The 19,039-nt window shown below is 73.0% G+C and carries 14 protein-coding genes; 5 read left to right on the top strand and 9 right to left on the bottom strand.

Annotation, left to right across the window (positions count from 1 at the left end; translation table 11 throughout):
• The first annotated feature begins 40 nt into the window (after positions 1-40).
• The gene (locus ABD194_RS07240) at positions 41-3,169 is read left to right on the top strand and encodes a SpoIID/LytB domain-containing protein (RefSeq protein ID WP_343989485.1); all 3,129 of its coding nucleotides are present in this window, start codon (positions 41-43) and stop codon (positions 3,167-3,169) included.
• A 75-nt stretch (positions 3,170-3,244) separates the two neighbouring features.
• Here ABD194_RS07240 and ABD194_RS07235 read toward each other — a convergent pair whose 3' ends face one another.
• Complete coding sequence (locus ABD194_RS07235; RefSeq protein WP_343989483.1) at positions 3,245-3,886, bottom strand: CoA transferase subunit B; 642 nt, start codon at positions 3,884-3,886, stop codon at positions 3,245-3,247.
• A gap of 2 nt (positions 3,887-3,888) precedes the next feature.
• Positions 3,889-4,740, bottom strand: coding sequence for a CoA transferase subunit A (locus tag ABD194_RS07230; protein ID WP_343989481.1), 852 nt, complete (start codon positions 4,738-4,740; stop codon positions 3,889-3,891).
• Between the two features lie 270 nt (positions 4,741-5,010).
• Between ABD194_RS07230 and ABD194_RS07225 the strand changes: the two genes are divergently transcribed.
• A complete protein-coding gene (locus tag ABD194_RS07225) occupies positions 5,011-5,502 on the top strand; it encodes a peptidoglycan-binding domain-containing protein (RefSeq protein WP_343989479.1) in 492 nt (163 codons plus the stop codon).
• 11 nt (positions 5,503-5,513) lie between these two features.
• On the opposite strand, the gene ABD194_RS07220 is transcribed toward ABD194_RS07225, so the two are convergent.
• The 4 genes from ABD194_RS07220 to ABD194_RS07205 form a co-directional block, all read right to left on the bottom strand.
• On the bottom strand, positions 5,514-6,245 hold the full coding sequence (locus tag ABD194_RS07220) for a TIGR03089 family protein (protein WP_343989477.1): 732 nt from the start codon (positions 6,243-6,245) through the stop codon (positions 5,514-5,516).
• A gap of 28 nt (positions 6,246-6,273) precedes the next feature.
• Complete coding sequence (locus ABD194_RS07215) at positions 6,274-7,245, bottom strand: LCP family protein (protein ID WP_343989475.1); 972 nt, start codon at positions 7,243-7,245, stop codon at positions 6,274-6,276.
• Positions 7,246-7,492: 247 nt separating this feature from the next.
• Positions 7,493-7,921: a DUF2304 domain-containing protein gene (locus ABD194_RS07210; protein ID WP_343989473.1), complete on the bottom strand. Its 429-nt coding sequence runs from the start codon at positions 7,919-7,921 to the stop codon at positions 7,493-7,495.
• Positions 7,918-8,604: a glycosyltransferase family 2 protein gene (locus tag ABD194_RS07205; RefSeq protein WP_343989471.1), complete on the bottom strand. Its 687-nt coding sequence runs from the start codon at positions 8,602-8,604 to the stop codon at positions 7,918-7,920. Before ABD194_RS07205 ends, ABD194_RS07210 begins: the two co-directional genes overlap by 4 nt.
• Positions 8,605-8,777: 173 nt before the next feature.
• Here ABD194_RS07205 and ABD194_RS07200 point away from each other — a divergent pair, with 173 nt between their 5' ends.
• Entirely contained in the window at positions 8,778-10,910 is a 2,133-nt protein-coding gene (locus ABD194_RS07200) for a glycosyltransferase (RefSeq protein ID WP_343989469.1), read from the top strand.
• A gap of 32 nt (positions 10,911-10,942) precedes the next feature.
• Positions 10,943-11,926: a lysylphosphatidylglycerol synthase domain-containing protein gene (locus ABD194_RS07195; RefSeq protein WP_343989467.1), complete on the top strand. Its 984-nt coding sequence runs from the start codon at positions 10,943-10,945 to the stop codon at positions 11,924-11,926.
• Positions 11,927-11,951: 25 nt separating this feature from the next.
• Here ABD194_RS07195 and ABD194_RS07190 read toward each other — a convergent pair whose 3' ends face one another.
• Positions 11,952-12,398, bottom strand: a complete 447-nt coding sequence (locus tag ABD194_RS07190) for a nitroreductase family deazaflavin-dependent oxidoreductase (RefSeq protein WP_343989465.1) — start codon at positions 12,396-12,398, stop codon at positions 11,952-11,954.
• Between the two features lie 93 nt (positions 12,399-12,491).
• Positions 12,492-13,235, bottom strand: a complete 744-nt coding sequence (locus ABD194_RS07185) for a DUF3105 domain-containing protein (RefSeq protein WP_343989463.1) — start codon at positions 13,233-13,235, stop codon at positions 12,492-12,494.
• A 142-nt stretch (positions 13,236-13,377) separates the two neighbouring features.
• Between ABD194_RS07185 and ABD194_RS07180 the strand changes: the two genes are divergently transcribed.
• Entirely contained in the window at positions 13,378-14,304 is a 927-nt protein-coding gene (locus ABD194_RS07180) for a DNA-3-methyladenine glycosylase family protein (RefSeq protein WP_343989462.1), read from the top strand.
• Positions 14,305-14,360: 56 nt separating this feature from the next.
• On the opposite strand, the gene ABD194_RS07175 is transcribed toward ABD194_RS07180, so the two are convergent.
• The gene (locus ABD194_RS07175; RefSeq protein WP_343989460.1) at positions 14,361-18,896 is read right to left on the bottom strand and encodes an FtsK/SpoIIIE domain-containing protein; all 4,536 of its coding nucleotides are present in this window, start codon (positions 18,894-18,896) and stop codon (positions 14,361-14,363) included.
• Between the last annotated feature and the right edge of the window lie 143 nt (positions 18,897-19,039).

Genomic DNA, 19,039 nt, shown 5'->3' with positions numbered 1-19,039 from the left:
CATTTGCGACATTTGTCACTCCAGTAACAAGGAGTGAGCTGTGCCCGACTTCAAACGCCTCCCGACCCTGCTGGCGGCGGTAGGCCTCGCCGGCGCCTTCATCGCACTGCCGACCGTCCCCGTCGCCGCCAAAGCTGTGCCGGTGGCGCCGAAGCTGCACCGGATCGCGGTGCCGTCCGTGCCCGTCGCCCAGCAGCGAACCGTCGCCGACTCTGCTCCCGGTGCCACGGCGAGCCCTGGCGCCGCTCCGAGGCGAGTGGTGGCCTCCCTCACCTCGGTCGGAACGTCCTTCGACGTCGCCGGCGTGACGTTCGCGGGAACCCTCCCCGCAGGGGCGACGGTCGAGGCCCGGACCCGCACGGCTGCCGGCTGGAGCCCGTGGCTCGAGCTCGAGGTGGAGGACGACGCCCCCGACGACGGCTCCGCAGACGCGCGGGGCGCCCGTCACGGCACGGAGCCGATCACCGCGGCCGGAGGGACGGGCCTGGAGGTGAGGGTGGCCTCGAGCGGCACGGCGGCGCCCTCGGGCCTGACGGCGACGCTGATCGATGCCGGATCCTCGCCGGCCGACGGCCAGCTCGGCACACCCGCCGGCTCCGCCGTGGCGGCTGTACGCACGCCGACGATCATCACCCGCGCCCAGTGGGGCGCCGACGAGAGCATGAAGCCCTGCACCCCGGAGAAGCTGTCGGGCTACAAGGGCGCGGTCGTGCACCACACAGTCAATGCCAACGACTACACGCAGGCCCAGGCGGCCTCCCTGGTCCGCGGCATCTACGCGTACCACACGCAGTCGCTGGCCTGGTGCGACATCGGCTACCAGTTCCTCGTCGACCGTTTCGGGAAGATCTACGAGGGCCGCTCGGGGAGCATCACCTCGTTCGTGCAGGGCGCCCAGACCGGCGGCTTCAACACCGAGACGGTCGGGGTCTCGGTCATCGGCGACCACCGCACCGTGCCGTTCTCCGCGGCGACCAGGTCCTCCGTCGCGGCCGTCATCGCGTGGCTCGCCGACCGTGCCAACTTCAACCCGGCCACGACGGCGACCTTCACCTCCTCCGGCAACTCCAAGTACCCGGCCGGGACCAAGGTCATCAAGAGCCGGATCAGCGGGCACCGCGACTACGGCGACACCGAGTGCCCCGGGAACGCCGGATACGCGCAGGTCCCGTCGATCCGCAGCTCCGCCGCGAGCACCTGGTCGATCGGACGCCAGCCCTTCACGGCGATGTCGCCGAGCCCGGTCCTCGAGACCTTCGGCCGTCCGGCCGGCACCTCGTTCACGCTCGCCGGTCGCGGCTCCGGCCACGGCCGCGGCATGTCGCAGTACGGCGCCTACGGCGCGGCACGTGCCGGCCTCACGGCCGCCCGGATCGCGGGCTTCTACTACCCGGGCACGACGCTCGCGGCCCAGGGGAACCCGCAGCTGCGCACCTACCTCTCCGAGCTCGGTGCAGGCGGCACGACGGTGACCAAGCAGGCCGGCCTGACCTTCGACGACGGGCGCAGCACCCGGGAGCTCGGTGGCTCGCCCAGCCAGTGGCGCATCGTGCCCGACGGCGGCGGCCTCACGCTGCAGTGGCGAAGCGGCACGACGTGGGTCTCCAGCGGCTACTGGAAGGCTTGGAAGTCAGCGCCGCTCGTGCTGTCGCGGCCCTCCACGGGGGTGCTTCGCGTGGTGCTGCCCTCCGGGCTGCAGCGCGACTACGCCGGCTCGATGACCACCCGCGTGTGGGGCACCGGTGCCCGCTCGGTCAACACCACCGACGCGGAGTCGCACACCCGTGCGGTGGTGCCCAACGAGATGCCGCCCTCGTGGCCCGCGGCCGCGCTGCAGGCGCAGGCGATCGCGGCTCGCAGCTACGCGGCATACGCCCGCTCGCACCCGCTCTCCGCGTACTACGACACGTGCGACTCCTCGAGCTGCCAGGTCTACCGGGGGATCGCGGACTACGACGCCGCGGGGACGCTGCGCACCGCACGCCTCGACTCGCGCTCGACCGCCGCCACGTCCGCGACCGCAGGATCGGTCGTGCGCTTCAACGGGTCGCCGGCGCTCACCGAGTTCGGAGCCTCGAACGGCGGACGCACCGTCGGGTCGTCCCTGCCCTACCAGGTGGCCAAGGTCGACCCCTACGACGGCGTCGCGGTGGCGGGCAACCCTAGCGCCTGGACGGGCTCGCTCGCGGTGGCGCGCATCGAGGCCGCCTACCCCTCGGTCGGCACCCTGTCCTCGCTCTCGGTGCTCGACCGCACGGGAGGCGGCGACTGGGGCGGCCGCATCACCTCCGTGCGCGTCACGGGCTCGGCCGGCTCCGTCACCGTCAGCGCTGACGCCTTCCGGAGCACGATGGGCCTGCGCAGCACGTGGTGGACGGTGACCTCCGCCCCCGCCACCTCGACTCGCGTGCTGCCCCGCGACCTGACCGCCGACTCGCTGGGCGACGCGCTGACACCGAGCGGGGGAGGCGTCGCGGCGCTCGCGTACTCCGGCAACCGGAGCTTCGCGTTGAAGACGCTCGCGTCGTCGGGCTTCTCCGGGACCACCCTGCTGACCGGGGTCGGTCCCTTCGACTCCGACAACATCGGTGACGTGGTGGCCCGGCGCAGCGACGGCACGCTGTGGATGTGGTCGGGGAGCGCGAACGGCGTGCTGAATCGCGCCCCGGTGCGGATCGGCAGCGGGTGGGGCGGCGCGAACCTCCTCGTCCCGGTCGGTGACCTCAGCGGCGACGGGCACACCGACTTCCTGGCGCGCAACACGTCGGGTGGGCTGGTGCTCTACCTGGGCAGCGGAGCGGGCACCATCACGGGCCTGCGGCAGGTCGGCAGTGGCTGGAACATCTTCTCCCACATCACCGCCGGCGACTTCGACGGCGACGGGCGCACCGACGTGGCAGCCGTCCGCTCCAGTGACGGCCGCCTGGTCTTCTACGCCGGCCTGGGCGGCGGCTCGCTCGCGGCCGGTCAGCTGATCGGCTCGACGGACTGGCGGCCCTACAGCGAGCTGAAGTGCGTCGGGGACCTCACGGGCGACGGTCGCCACGACCTCCTGGTGCGCCGCGCCAGTGACGGTGCGCTCTTCATCGAGCCGGTCACCGGCCGCTTCGTCGTGGGAACCGCCCTTCCCGCGGGCACTCACGCGTGGACGACCCGCCTCGGGCAGTGACGACGGCGGCGACGGCGGCGACAGCGAAGGGGCGCCGGTCCACGTGGACCGGCGCCCCTCGCGCTGTCGGCGTCCTCAGGAGGAGAGGTCGACGACCAGCTCGGGCTCGGTCTTGGCGCGCACCTCGTCCTCGCTGACCCCGGGCGCGAGCTCCCGGAGCACGAGGCCGGACTCGGTGACGTCGAGCACGGCGAGGTCGGTGATGATGCGCTGGACGACACCTCGGCCGGTGTACGGCAGCGAGCACTCCTTGACGATCTTGTAGGAGCCGTCCCGGGCCGTGTGCTCCATCAGGACGATGACCTTCTTGGCGCCGTGGACGAGGTCCATCGCGCCGCCCATGCCCTTGACCATCTTGCCGGGGATCATCCAGTTGGCGATGTCACCGCCCTGGCTGACCTGCATGGCGCCGAGGATGGCCGCGTCGACCTTGCCGCCGCGGATCATGCCGAAGCTCGTCGCCGAGTCGAAGAAGGCCGCGCCCTTGCGCAGGGTCACCGTCTCCTTGCCGGCGTTGATGAGATCGGGGTCCTCGTCGCCGTCGAAGGGGTAGGCGCCGACGCCGAGGATGCCGTTCTCGGACTGCAGGACGATCTCGACGTCGTCGGGGACGTAGTTGGGCACGAGGGTCGGCAGTCCGATGCCCAGGTTGACGTAGGCGCCGTCGGACAGCTCGGCGGCGGCGCGCGCGGCCATCTGCTCTCGGGTCAGGGCCATGGTCAGGACTCCTTGCTCTCGGTCACGGCGTCGTCCGCGGGGGTCTCGCTGCCGGCGCCGGCGCCGGCCGGGGCCGCGCCGTCGGTGCGGGGGCGAACGGTCCGGCGCTCGATGCGCTTCTCGGCGACCTGCTCGGGCGTCAGCGGGAGGACGCGTTGCACGAAGATGCCGGGCAGGTGGATCTCGTCGGGGTCCAGCTCGCCGGGCTCGACGAGCTCCTCGACCTCGGCCACGGTGATTCGCCCGGCCATCGCGCAGAGCGGGTTGAAGTTGCGCGCCGACTGGTTGAAGACCAGGTTGCCGTGCCGGTCACCCTTGGCGGCGCGGACGAGCCCGAAGTCGGTCGTGATGGCCTGCTCGAGCACGAAGGTCTTCGTCTCACCCATCCACTCGAAGTCCTGGGTCTGCTTGGGTGGCGAGGCGACGGCGATGTTGCCCGCGTCGTCGTAGCGCCAGGGCAGGCCGCCCTCGGCGATCTGGGTGCCGACGCCGGTCATCGTGAAGAACGCTGCGATGCCCGAGCCGCCGGCGCGAAGGCGCTCGGCGAGGGTGCCCTGTGGCGTCAGCTCGACCTCAAGCTCGCCCGAGAGGTACTGCCGCTCGAACTCCTTGTTCTCGCCGACGTAGGAGCTGACCATCCGGCGGAGCCGCTTGTCGCGCAGCAGGACTCCGAGCCCCCAGTCGTCGACTCCGCAGTTGTTGGAGACGGCCTCGAGGTCGGTGATGCCGGCGTCGTGGATCGCTGAGATGAGGGTCGAGGGGATGCCGCAGAGGCCGAAACCGCCGACGGACAGCGACATTCCGTCGCGGATCCCGGCGATGGCCTCCTGGGGTGTGGAGACGACTTTGTCCATGGGCCGGACTCTATCCGCGCCGCGCTGCCGCCGGGCCATGGGGGGACCCCACACGATCTCCCGGCCCTGTGGTCGCCGCCCACGTATGCCGTATCCCGTCCGCCGCCGATAAGTACAGGCGTGTAGTTCTGCTGAGGCGGTTGTGGTTGCTGTGACGACAGTGCATAAATGGTGCAGGAGGCGATCGCGGGCCGCGGTGCGCGCGTCGACCGCCACCTCGTCCCGCCACGACGCACCACGACGACTCCACGAATCAGGAAGGACCTCGCCATGACTGCCTGCGCCAGCATCCCGCCACGCGCCAGCGCCGGCGTCGCGAGGGTCGACGTCGCCACGAGCTACACGCCCTACAAGAGCCTGACCGTCGCGCCGGGCGCGCGTGGAGCCGCCGTCCGGGTGGTGCAGCGAGCGCTCGGTGGCCTGGCGGTCGACGGCGTCTTCGGGGCCATCACGCGCGACAAGGTCATCCTGCTGCAGCGGTCGCTCGCCCTGCCGCAGACGGGCATCGTCACACCGGAGCTGTGGGACGTGCTCGAGGCTCGCGACTTCCCCTTCGTCGCCGACCGCTCGACGGTGCTGCGGGCGGGCGACACCGGGCCGCAGGTCATGGCCGTGCAGCGCCTCCTGGGGGTGCCCCCGACCGGCGTGTTCGACCTCGCGACGCGCGAGGCGGTCAAGGCCGCGCAGGCCCGAGCGGGCCTGGCGAGCACCGGCGTGGTGGCCTCGCGCACGTGGTCGCTGTTCGACCGCCTGTCGGCGTGAAGCCTGGCGCCTCAGGCGCTCTGGCGTGAGTCGACGGTGACGCCCTCGGAGGCGAACCGGTCCTGCAGGTCGTCTCGGTCCCCGCGCACGAGGACGACGGAGCCGTCGGCCGCCCAGGCGGCCAGCGCAGCGCACAGCACCCGGTCGAGGCCGCCGGCGAGCGCGACCCGTGGCGCGGCTCCCCACTGCTCGACGGGGACGACGACATCGCCGTATGCCGTGTCGTGGCCCCCGGCGGCGAGCGCGACGTCGCCCGCCTCCGGGTCGGACATCGGCGAGAAGTGGTCCCCGTGCGTCGACAGCTCCCGGGCCTCGTCGACGGCTCCCGGTGCGGCGCCGGCGTCGAGGTGGCTGCGAGCGAGCGCCGGCAGCGAGACGAGCACGGCATCACCTCCGTGCCCTGCCGCGGCGGCGGGGGAGTCCGTGACCAGCAGGTCGGCGCCTGCAGCGGCGTCCCCGACCACGACCGTCGCGCCCACCGACCACGCCGCCAGGGCCCAGTAGAGGGAGCGCCAGTGCGCCGGCAGGTCCAGGCCCACGGTGGTGCCCGGCCCCGCGGCAGCGTCGTCCTGCAGGAGGTTCGCGGCCTTGGCCACCCAGTTGGCCAGCACGCGCGCGCTCAGCTCGATCCGCTCGCCGCACGTGGGCCCTGGCTCGTCGTCGTACCAGGTCAGGCGCGGCCGACCCGGATCGGAGGCGACCATGCGGGCGAGGACGTCCGCGGGCAACGGGGTCCCGGTCATCGGGTCGTGGCCGTCCGGGGGGCTGGCATCAGCTGTTCCCGCCCTCGCGGACCGTGGTCCCGGGAGGTGCCTGGGTCAGGGGCTCGTCGTTCTTCAGCGCCGTGAACAGCGCCTTGGCCCGCTCGGTGTCCCACTTGACGGCAAGGGCTCCGGTGCTCGTGCGGTAGGAGAGCGTCGAGGTGGGCACCGACAGCGAGAGGCCCTGGTCGTTGCTGACGGCCCGCATGGCCTGCAGCACCCGGACGGCGTCCATGATGCCGGTTCCCTCGCCGACGGCCAGCCCGGCGGCGGAGGCGTCGGCGAAGCTCCTGTAGCGCCAGGGGATCAGGACGGTGGACGGAGTGGCCGCCTTCTTCATCAGCGCCCCGAGGAACTGGCGTTGGCGGGCCCCGCGCCCGATGTCGCCCAGCGGGTCCTCGTAGCGCGACCGGACGTAGCCCAGGGCGTTGCCGCCGTCGAGGGTCTGGCACCCCTTCTTGAGGTCGATCCCGGCCTTCTTGTCCTTCATGTCGCGGGGCACGCAGAGGTCGACGCCGCCGACGCTGTCCACCACCGAGGCGAACCCGCCGAGGCCGATCTCGACGTAGCCGTCCACGTGGATGCCGGTGGCCTGCTCGACCGTCTCGGTGAGCAGCTTCGGGCCGCCGATCGAGTAGGAGGCGTTGATCTTGTCGTGGCCGTGTCCGGCGATCGGCACCCACGAGTCGCGCGGCAGCGAGACCATGACCGGCTTGCCGCCGCTCTCTGAGACGTGCACGAGCATGATCGTGTCGGTGCGTTGGCCGACCGCGTCGCCGGTGGCGTACTTCTTGCGCTGCGCGGTGGTGAGGCCCTCACGGCTGTCGGAGCCGACGAGCAGGTAGTTGTGGCCGGACGTGTCGGCGGGCCGGTCGCCGGCCGGGATGTTGTCGACCTTGTTCACCGCGCCCCACGCGTGCATCGGCACCCAGACCATGAACCCGACCCAGGCGAGGAGCAGCACGAGAAGTACGACCAGCACGACGCGTCCGTGGCGTCGCCGGCGTCTGGCCGGGACGGCCGCCCGGGGAGCGGCCGGGCGCTGCCCGGAACCGTCCGAGGACCCGCCTCGCCGGCGGGTGTCGACCACGACGGCGTCGTCAGGGCCAGGTCGGGTGTCGGAGCCGCTGCGCAAGGGCGCCGCGGTGCGGCCGTTCGACCTCTCGGGACGGCGCCTGGTGTCCACGACGTAGGCGTCGTCACCGTGGGGCTGCCCTGGGGTGCTCGGATCAGTCGGCATCTGCTGCCTTCACGCTGGGGGGCGGGGTCACATCGGCCGACAGTGTCTCACCGGTCCCTGTCTGCCGCACGTGCTCGGCCGCCGGGCGCGCCTCGTCGAGGGCGATGCGCCGCGCCAGCCGGGTGTAGCGGGTCTCCATGGCGCGGAACCGCTTGTAGGTCGTGACCACGAACCCGAAGAAGGCGACGGCGAGGCCGTAGAGGATCAGGTCGGCTCCACGACCCACCCCCAGGGCCCGAGCCAGGTTCGTCCAGGTCTTGCTGGGGTCGATGATGGAGTAGACGATGAGCCCGAGCAGGAGCAGCAGTCCGAGCCGCCGCACCGCCTGGGTGCGCTGCCCGGTCCCGACGAGCAGCCGCCAGGCGCTGGCAAGGACCGCTGCGATGAGCAGGATCTGGATGACGCTCTGTCTGCTCATCGCCAGATCAGCTCCGCGAGGATGTTGACCGCGTTCCAGAGCGACTGGCCCTTGGCCCTCGAGTAGTCGGTGTAGAGGATGTGCACGGGCTCCTCCGCGTAGGCGACCTTCGCCCCGTCGAGCCGCATCGAGCCGATCTGGGCCACGATCTCGGAGGCGTGGGCCATGCGGTTCTGGGTGATGTCGAGCTTCTCCACCACGTCGCGACGCAGCACCCGCAGGCCGTTGTGGGCATCGGTGAGCCGGGTCCCGGTCGTGGCGTTCGTGTAGGCGACGGCGGCCCGCAGGACCGCGCGCTTGGGCACCGACGCCTCGTTGCGCTCGTCGAGGAAGCGGGACCCGAAGACGACCTGCACGTCACCGCGCCGGATGCGCTGGACCATGGCGTCGACGTCCTGGATCTGGTGCTGGCCGTCCGCGTCGTAGGTGACGACGTAGCGCATCGACGGGTCGCCGAGCGCGTAGTCGAAGCCGGTCTGCAGGGCCGCGCCCTGCCCGAGGTTGACCGGGTGGCGCACGACGGCCGCACCCGCGAGCTCGGCCCGCTTCGCCGAGGCGTCGGTGGAGCCGTCGTCGATGCAGACGATGTTGGGGAAGACGGCGCGGGCCTCGTGCACGACGTCCGCGATGACGGCGGCCTCGTTGTAGAGCGGCACCACCAGCCACACGTCGTCGTTCTGCATGCGAACAGCGTAGAGCGGTCGGCACCGTGCTCCCGCCACGCTGGAGCGCATACCGGACCGACCGGCCACCGACCGAATCGCTGACCGGGCCGTAGGCCGAAACCCCGAGGCCGACACGCGAGGCCGACTGCGGCAGCCGCCACGTCCGTGGGTCGAACTAGAGTCGGCTCACCATGACGGATGCGTTGTCACACGACCCCCGACCGCCGCACCGCCCCTCCCGGGGCACCGGCCGTCGAACCCGCGGCGAAGCGGCATACGGGTCGACCTCCGACGCGGGGTCGGCAGCGCTCCGCGTCGCCATCGTCGGACCGGCGCACCTGGACGAGGAGACCGCGGTCGCGCACACGGCCATGCTCGCCCACCACCTCAGCGATGCCGGCCACGAGGTCACCCTCGTCACGTGGACAGCCCCTTCGCGATCGCGGAGCTCGGTCACGGCAGCGTCTGCCGAACACCCGCACGTCGCGCCGTTCCCGCGGACCATCCGGGCGCTGAGCCGCACACGGCCCGACACCTGGGTGCGGGTAGGGCGGCGCCTTCGCGACGTCGACGCCGTGCTCCTCGTCCACCCTGTGCCGACGTCGGTGCCCGCCCATCGGGCGCTGCTGCAGGCGGCCGGGGCGGTGCACACCGGCTCGCTGCCGCACGGGGCCGGCCCCCGGCCCCAGTCGGTGGTCGTCTGCCTCGACGCGCTCCCCGGCAGGAGCCGGCTGGTGGAAGGGCGGCTCGTCTCGTCGCTGCTGTCCCGGGTGGACTCCGTGCTGGTGCCCAGTGCCGGCCAGGTCTCGCTCGCCCGGGACCTCGGTGCCCACCACGTCTCCGTCGCCGCCCTGCCGCCGCTGCCCGCCGGCGGTGACGGCACGGCCCGAGGCTGGCGCCGAGGACCCACCCGGCTGCTCGCTCTCGAAGCCGCTGGTCGGCTGGACGGCCTCGAGCTCCTCCTGCGCGCCGTGCGCGCGGTTCCCGACGTGAGCCTGACCGTCGCCGGAGAGCTCCGCGGCGCGGACGCCGCGCGCATCGGACGTCTCGCGGCGGACCCGGCGCTCGGCGGCCGGGTCGAGGTCAGGGAAGGCCCGCTCCCGGCCGACGTGCTCGGGGCACTCCTCGGGATCCACGACGTGCTCGCGCTGCCGTACCTCTCGGCGCCGTCCACGCGAGAGGTGGCGCTCGGCCACCTCCACGGGCTGCCCGTGCTCGCCTTCGAGGTGCCGCCCTTCTCGTCGCAGGTGACCGACGGGCTCGACGGGCTGCTCGTGCCGTGCGGCGACGAGGACGCCCTCACCACGGCGCTCCGCCGGCTGGGCGACCCGAACGTGCGTCGGCGGCTCGCCGAGGGCGTGCAGACACCCGACCTCACGGCCTCGTGGGCCCACTACCTGGGCGCCATCGAGACGCTGTCCGCCCCGGACCGGCTGGCTGCTGCCGGCCCCCGCGACGGGGCAGGCAGCGAGCCCGCCGGGCACGCCGGGCGGGGGCTCGGTCCGACGCTGTCGCGGGCACGGCAGGTGGCCGCCCCCGGGGCGCGTCTCGTCGCCGACCGCCTGGTGCGCTCCGTCGCCGGCCAAGAGGTGACGGACGTCGCAGGGCGCGCCTCGGACACCGTCGCACGCCGCGTTCGTCAGGCGGCCTCGCGGGTCCTCGCCGGTCGTCGACCGTTGGTGACCCTCCAACCCGGCGACCTGCCGGACTGGGTTCGGGCCACCGACGTGCTCGGCGAACCGGAGCAGGCCGACGACGCCCGTCGCCTGTCCCGGATCCTCGGCCTGCCCCGCTCCCTCGACGACGTCGCCGCCTGGGCAGCGCTCGGCGCGCTCGCGGCGATCCTGCGGGTGCGCGACGACGGCCTGCGCAGCTCGGTCATCGTCGACGAGGGCGGCACCCGGTCCCTGCTGTCGCGGTGGGCCCGCGCCGTGGGCTTCGCACCGGTCGAGATCCACTTCACCGGGGAGCACCCCAGCGTCGCGGCACTCGACGTCGACACCGGCTCGCTGGACGTCATCGTCCGCATCCACCCGCACGGGTGTGACGGGGAGGACGTCGACCACGTGCTCGAGCAGGCGTCGTGGGCCCTGGGCTCCGGCGGCCTGCTCGTCGTCACGGTCCCCATCGGCCCCAGGGCGGCCGAGGGCGCCATCGGGCCGGCCGACGTGCGCGCCATCCTGGCCCGCGCGCACGGCTTGGGCTTCGTGCTCGTCGGTGACCTGGACGGCGACGTCACGGCGCGTATGCGCACGGCCGCCTCGCGCGCCCGCGCCGACGACGCGGCATACGGCCTCGTGCGGCTCACGCTGCGGCGTCGCTGAGCACCCCGCGAGCCTGCGATGATGGACCCGACATGACGCGCAAAAAACTACTCACCGTCCTCCGCCTGGGCATCGCGCTGATCACGCTCGCCGCCGTGGTCTACGCCGTCGCCCGCAACTGGGCAGACATGTCGGTGCAGCTCGGCAAGATCTCCTGGTCGACGTTCCTCTGGTCGACGCTCGCCGCCGCCGCCGGGACCTGGCTGACGATGGTCGGGTGGAAGACTCTGCTGCGAGACCTCGGCTCCGACCTGCACGTCGCACCTGCCTCGGGCGTCTACTTCGTCGGGCAGCTCGGCAAGTACCTCCCGGGCTCGCTGTGGTCGGTGCTGGTCCAGGCGGACATCGCGAGCCACCTGCGGGTGCCCCGCCGACGAACCGCCGTCACCGGCCTGCTCGCCCTCGGCCTGGCGCTGTTGACCGGACTGCTCGTGGGACTGCCCGCAGCCTCCTTCCTCCTCACCCGCACGTCGGGTGGTTTCGACTGGTGGCTCCTGCTCGGCATCCCGATCCTCGTGGTGCTGTGCGTGCCCCGGCTGCTCAACGCCATCATCGACCGGACCCTGCGCGTCCTCAAGCGGCAGCCGCTCGAGCAGGGCCTGTCGGCCGGCGCGGTGCTTCGCGCGGTCGTCGTCTTCGTCCTCGTGTGGGTCGCCTTCGGCGTCCACACGCTGCTGCTGGCGCGTGCCGTGGCGGGGAACGGGACGCCGCATCCCGACCTGACGACCGCCGCCATGACGGGCTACGCCCTGTCGGTCTCGCTCGGCATGCTGACCATCGTCCTGCCTGCCGGCCTGGGCGCCCGCGAGGGACTGCTGACGTTGATCCTGGCCACCGCCATACCGACACCGGCGGCTGCGGCCGTGGCGATCATGTCGCGCTTCATCGTCACGATCGTCGACGTCCTGGCGGCGCTCGGCGGCTGGCTCTACGCGCGCTCGCACCACCTCATCACCGAACGGCAGGCCGCTGCTGCCGGCGAGGCCGCCGCGAGGGAGGCCGACGTCAGCAGGTGAGGTCCGCGAATGAGGTCGGGCGGCGTCACGACGTCGTGCCGCGCCGCTCGAGGACGAAGACGGGGATGAGGCGGTCGGTCTTCGTCTGGTACTCCGCGTAGGAGGGGAAAGCAGCCACGCAGCGCTCCCACCACTGCTCACGCTCCTCGCCGCTCACCTCACGGGCGTGCACGGGGAAGGTCTCCGTCCCCGCCTGGAGCTCTATGTCAGGGTGGGCGAGGAGGTTGTGGTACCACTGCGGGTGCTGCGGGGCGCCGCCCTGGCTCGCGACCGCGGCGAACGAGCCGTCGTGCTCCACGCGCATCAGGGGCACCTTGCGAACGGCCCTGCTCCTGGCGCCGCGCATCGTCAGCATGACGACGGGCAGGCCCATGATGTCGACGGACTCCGTGGTGCCGGTGCGCTCGATCGTCTCTACCTGGTCGCGCACCCACTGGCTGGGGCTGGGGACGTACTCACCGGTGATCGCCATTTATGCACACTAACCCGACGGACGCGATCGGCCCCCGGTGGGTCACCGGGGGCCGACGGTCCGTATGCGTGGGACGGGCGCTGACCGACGGGCTCAGGCGGCGCCGGGCTCCGGCGCCGAGCTCCACGGGTGGTTCTTGACGAAGGTCTCGACCACGCTGGTGTTGAGACCGCCGCAGAGCTGGCGGTGTCCCATCTGCTGGCCGACCTTGCCCGTGCTCTGGTCGACGTCGGCCGACCAGTGTGACAGGGCGTACTTCTTGCCGGCAGGGAAGGAGCCGTAGGCAGGGTTCCACGGCACGATGAGGAACTTGTTGGCCGACTCCTTCATGGCGTTGACCTTGGTGGCGAGCGCCTGGAACGACGCGGCCTGCTCCTTCTCGACGGAGCGGTCGTACCAGAGGATGGTGTAGCCGTGCTCGAGGTTGTGCACGAGCGTCTCCACGGCCGGGACGTCGGCGACGGTGTAGACGCGGCGGGAGTCGACGGCCGGGACGGCGAAGTGCTTGCCGCTCGACGGGGGCACCGTGGAGTACTGGATCCTGGTGACGCCGGGCTGGTTGGTGCCCGGGCCGACGTGGTCGCTGGACCCGCTGGCAGGGTCGTTGGTCACGGGGTCACAGGAGGCGGCGGCGACGCCGCCGTTGATGCCGGCGAGGGCCTGGTCCTTCTTGTTCTGCTCCCCGATGACCGCCCAGGCGACGGCGGCGCCGATGATGGCGATGACGGCCACGCAGGCACCGATGACGACGAGCAGGCGACGGCGTTCGGACCTCTTCTGCGCGGCCTGCATCGCGGCGACGCGCTCGCGGCGGTCTCGGGTCGTCTCGCGGGCCATCGTTCCTCGTTCCTGTCCAGGTGCCGGGTGCGGCGCCAGTGGTGACGTCGGCGCCGCGCGGACCGGCTGTGCGTGTGAGTCGCGGTCGTCCCGGCGGCTGCTCTCCCGTTCAACGACCGAGCCGAGTGTAAGCGAGGATGATGTGGTGCCCGAACCCCTGACCCGACTGTGGCGCAGCGACCGTGAGATCGCGCTGCGAGCCCAGCTGCGCATCTTCGCCCGGGGCTCGGGCGACCCCACGTCGCGCTTCACCCACGAGGGCACGGTGACCCGCGCGGCACAGACGCCGGAGGGGGTCGGGACCCTGCACCTCGCGTGCCGGGCGGGGGAGTCGCTGGTGCACGCGCAGGCCTGGGGCCCGGGGGCGCAGTGGCTCCTCGAGTCGGTGCCCGCGCTGCTGGGCGACGAGGACGACCCGACTGGTTTCGTGGCGCACCACGACGTCGTGGCGCAGGCGTGGCGGCGGTTCCCGCACTGGCGCGTGCCGCGCTCAGGCCTGGTCCTCGACGCCCTCGTCCCGGCCGTCATCGAGCAGAAGGTGACCGGCCAGGAGGCGTTCGCCGGCTACCGGAGGCTGGTGCGCCGGTACGGCACGCCCGCGCCCGGGCCGTTCCCGGGGCTGATGGCGCCGCCCACCCCGTCCGGTTGGGCCGCGATCCCGTCGTGGGCGTGGCTCCAGGCGTCGGTCGACAACGCTCGCTCGCAGACCGTCGTCCGCGCCGCTGGGTATGCCGGCCGGCTGGAGGAGGGCGCCTCGGTGTCCCTCGCGGAGGCGCACCGTCGCCTGCGTGCGCTTCCCGGTGTCGGTGTGTGGACGGCGGCCGAGGTGGCGCAGCGCGCGCTCGGCGACCCGGACTCCGTGTCGTTCGGTGACTACCACGTCGCCAAGGACATCGGCTGGGCCCTGACCGGGACGCCGGTGGACGACGAGGGCCTCGCGGTACTGCTCGAGCCGTACCGCGGGCACCGCTACCGGGTGCAGCATCTGCTCGGCCTGGCCGGCCAGCGCCGGCCGCGCCGGGGTGCCCGCATGGCTCCGCGGACGCACCTGCCGACGCGTCCGCGATAGCGAGTTCGCGGGCTCGAAGAGGGCTCGTGACGCGGCGGCAACGTGCCAGCCTCGACTCATGAGCTCGCGGCTCTCGGCCGGACGGGAACTTCCGGCACCGGAACTGCCGGCACCGGAACTGCCGGCACCGGGAGAGCCGGCACGGGGAGAGCCGGGACGGGCAAGGGCGGGATCGGAAGCGGCGGCAGCGGTCGGTCGGGGTCGAGGCGGGCGACCTGCGTCGGCACGGTGCCGCCGTCGACGACGAGCTCGCCCCGCCCCGGCCGACGGACAGCAGGCACCTCGAGCCTGACGCCGAGCACGTCCCCGTCGCTCGGCGAGGTCGCGCCGAGGATGAGCCCGCAGCCGTTGCGCGCGACCTCGGGCACGAGCCCACGGAAGGCCCCGTTGGCCCTCGTCAGCTCGGCCGCGACCGCGATGAAGCCGTCGGTGTCGTCGACGAGGCGGACCAGCTCGACGAGGGCCACCTCGACGGGGCTGCCGTCGACGAGCTCGACGTCGTCGACCAGGACGCACAGATCTGGATCCGCACGGCGCACCTCGACGACCTCGGCGACGTCCTTGGTGGTGAACGTGCGCAGCCTGCGGGACCCCGCCCAGGACGACAGGGGAGAGCGTCGCGGGCACAGGACGACGACGTGGCGACCCTGCTGCGCCAGGCGCTCGCCGGTCGTGGTGAGCACGGTCGAACGTCCGGAGCGGTTCGGGCCGGCGACCAGGAACCGCCGCCGTCCGGGGCCAGGGGTCAGGCCCACCGGGCCGGCCTCGTCGCCGCCCAGGCCGAGGACCAGCTCCTCGCCACCCGGGCTCAAGCCCTCGAGGGGCACGTGGGCCGGCAGCGCGGTGATGCGCCATGGTGCCGACGACCGCGCGACGCGGCCCGCCCGACCAGGTCCCGGGCCTGCCGTGTGCTGCTGCCCAACAGTGTCCCCGGCGGCATCCGCGTCCCCGGCGTCCTCGCCGCCCTCACCTCCCTCGCCGGCCTGGCCGTCCTCGCTGGTCTCGCCGGCCTCGCCGGCGTGTGCGGCCGCACCCGACGCGGACTCGAGGGCCCCGGCGGCCGCATCCACCGCCGCCGCGGTGGCGGCTGCAGAGGCATCGGCGCCGGGGACGGCCAGCTGCAAGTAGTTCCCGGACCGCAGGTCGATCGCTCGCCCCGGCGGCAGGGTCGTCGACGTCTGGGCGGGTGGGAGACCGGCCAGAGTGAGGTCCAGCGGGTCGGGCATCGAGAGCACCAGACGTCGCTGGAGCAGGCCCGGCAGCCGGCCGGAGAGCAGGGCGCGGCCCCCGGCAACGGCGAACCACACCCCGGCGGACGGCCCGTCGCGCAGCAGTCGGTGGAGGTCGTCGACGTCGCTCCCGTGGTCTGACAACGACTCCTCGAGCGACTCCCAACCGTCCACGAGCACCACGACGCGGTCGGGCCCCGTCTCCTCACCGTCGACGAGCCCGAGCAGGCGCGAAACCAGCCGGCGGATGATTCCCGGGTCGGTGGCATCGGTCACGGTGCCCACGTGCGGGAGCCTGCCGAGTGCCGCGGCCGGGCCGGACACGCCCTGGAGCACGTGCAGGTGCAGCCGTTGGGGCGAGTGCCGTCGCACGAGGCCGAGGGCGAGGTTGACCAGGCTCGTGGACCGCCCGGACCTCGGGCCGCCGGCGATGCCCAGATGGCCGTCGTGCTCCGGTCGCCAGTGCAGCGACTCCTGTCGTTGCCGGTGTGGCAGGTCGACGAGGCCCAGAGGAACACTTGTCGCGTCGACGGAGATGTCCTCGTCGTCGGCCCACCGGGAGAGCTCGGCGGTCGTGAGCACGTCCTGCAGGGGTGGCAGCCACGGCTGCGACGCCGTACGGAGGTCCAGCTGTCGTGCAGCTGCGCGGGAGGCGGCGACGTAGGCGTCCAGCTCAGTGCCGCAGCCTCGGGAGAGGTCCTCGCTCGAGCTCGCCGGGGCGGCTGGGAGGGCTGTGAGCAGGTCGCGTGCGACGACGCGCACCGGCATGGCCTCGTCGGCCCGTCGAGCCAGACCACCGCCGATGTAGGCGGTCTGCACGGTGCGCAGGCCGTGGTCGCCGGCTCGGATGCACGCGCGGCCGGGCGTGCGCGGGTCCAGTGACGCCGCGTCGGCGCAGTCGACGACGTCCTCGCTGTCGCTCCGGTCGCGGACGCGGAGGGCGATCCGCAGGGCCACGTTGGCACGCATGTCGGCCGACACGATGCCCGCGGGCCGTTGTGTCGCCAGCACGAGGTGCAGGCCGAGCGACCGGCCGAGCGCGGCGACGCGTACGAGCCCGTCGATGAAGTCGGGGAACTCCTCCGCGAGCGCCTTGAACTCGTCGACCACGATGACCAAGCGCGCCAGCGGGGCAAGGTCAGGGCATACGCCAGCGGCTCGCCGGTATTCGTGGAGGTCGCGCGCGCCAGCCTGGGCGAGGAGGCGCTCGCGACGCTTCATCTCTGCGTCGAGCGAGACGAGGGCGCGAGCTGTCAGGTGGGCGTCCAGGTCGGTGACGAGTCCGACGGTGTGGGGCAGGCGAGCGCACTCGCTGAAGGCGGAACCGCCCTTGTAGTCGACGAGCACGAAGCTCAGCTCGTCCGGGGGACTGGTGACGGCGAGGCCTGCGACGAGGCTCTGGAGCAGCTCCGACTTGCCCGAGCCGGTCGTGCCGCCGACGAGGGCATGCGGGCCGTCCGCCGCGAGGTCGATCGAGACCTCCCCTTCGGCGTCGAGTCCCAGCAGCGCGACCGGTCGTCCACTGCTTCGGGACCAGGCCTGCGCGAGGCTGTCGGCGGACAGGGCGTCGGTGCCTGCGGCGCGGTGCAGGCCGACGAAGGAGACTCGCGCGGGAAGGGTGCCCGCTCCCATCTCGGGAGTGGCATCGACGTAGGGCGACATGGTTCGGCTGACGGTCTCGAGCCAGCCCGGTGACGGAAGGTCCGGCACGACGCCCTCGATCGTGTTGCCCTCCTGCCTGATGGTGCCGCCGAGTCCGGAGCCCTCGATCTCCAGCGTCGCGCTCGCCTCGACGGGGAGCGAGGCGACATCCCGGTCGAGGCAGACGAGAGCCACGCCCGCGTCGGGTCCCCCGCGGAGCAGCTCGGAGAAGCCGGGCACCGCTCTCAGAGCGCTGGCTCCGTCGGCCAGGACGAGCGTGTCCACCGGGGGGCTCGCGCCGGGCGGCGGCCGGTGGCCGTACGACGTGCCGCGGCGGCTCTCGACGAGCGCCCGCAGCGCTGCTGCGTGGCTGGCCACGGCTGCAGCCCCTCCGGAGATCCGCGCCGCCTCCTCCTCGCCTCCCCGAGCGTGAGGCAGGTGGGCGGCCCACTCCCACTGGCGTGCCCGCTCCTCGGTGTCCGCCAGGATGTGGAGGGTGACCGCGCGCGGGGTGTGCCAGGCCGCCACCTGCACCAGCAGGGCGCCCGCCAGCGAGGAAGCGTGCCCGTGCGGCCCGGCCACGCCCACGACCCCCTGCAGGTCCAGCAGGGCGGGAAGGTCCTCGATCTGCGGCCGCTCGCCTGCGGGACCGGAGGTGTGCACCTCGGCGGGCTGGGTCGCGGTACCGACGCGGACGCGCAGGTAATCGCCGTCCGCGGGACGGCGCTCCCACAGCCGGGTGCCTCGCCGCCGCACCACGGCCTCGACGTACGCCAGATCGGGCTGCTCGCCGCGACGCCGCAGGGCATCCCTGCGCGCCGAGTCCAGCAGGTCCTTCCGTGCCCGCTCGAGCTGCGAAGCGTGCTCCCGCAGCTGGCGACGGTACGAGGTGCGGCCCGCCCGGCGGTCGCTCCACCACTGGCCGAGGAGCAGCACCGGGGACATCAGCGCGAAGAGCAACAGGGCGGGGGACGAGAGGACCACTGCGAGGATCCCGGAGAGCGCCAGCGGTGCCAGCGAGGCGAGCAGCGGGACACGGCCGTGCTCCGGGCGACGTGGTGCCTCCGGGAAGACCACGGGTGGTGTAGTCGCTGCCTCACGGATGCGGGGCTGCCGGTGGATGCGCACCTCGCCGCCGACGATCTCGTGGTGACCGGCGCGAACGTCTGCCTGACCGACGACGACCGTCGTGGAGCCGATCCGCAGGTGCTGTCCCGTCGTGACGCGGGCGCCCGCCACGGGAAGGGCCACGCCATCGAGGCGCGACGGGTTCGTGGGTTGCAGGTCTCGCAGGTACAGGCCGTCGGTCGAGACACTCAGCACCGCGTGCGCGCGGGAGACCCCCGGGTCGTCGAGTCGGACACCCGCGGAGGCGGCGCGGCCGATGACGTGCTGCCCTCGTCCGAGCACGACGAGCCGGCCCGCGCCGGAGCCGCTCACCAGGCGCAGCTCGACGGCGCCCATCCCGCCAGTGGGTCCACCGGCGCGGTCGGCGGGTCCAGCGACGAGGAGGGCGCCACGCAACAGCGGCGGGTGCCCCAGAAGGTCGTCGTCGGCCACGAGCCGGTCTCCGACGCGGAGCTGGGCGGCCGACAGACCCGTCACTGCGCCGACGCGAGCGCGCACCGCCCCGAAGCTCGTGCCGGCGGACGCCTCGATGGTCACGTGACGATGCGGCTGACCGGTGGTGCGCCGGTCCAGCACGGTGAGAGTCACAAGCACTCGTTCCTCCTGTCGTGAGCCACCATCACAGCGGCTCGCCGGGGCGGGTCCCCGTACGCGTGCACAGCTGTGGACGGCCTCAACCGCTCTGCCATCCGCGGCGCTACCGTGCGCGTCGCCCACGCTCGGGAAAGCCAGGACGT

Origin of the sequence: Terrabacter terrae (genome assembly GCF_039529575.1) — a bacterium.
Classification (GTDB): domain Bacteria; phylum Actinomycetota; class Actinomycetes; order Actinomycetales; family Dermatophilaceae; genus Terrabacter; species Terrabacter terrae.
This window is presented reverse-complemented; position numbering and strand designations above follow the sequence as displayed.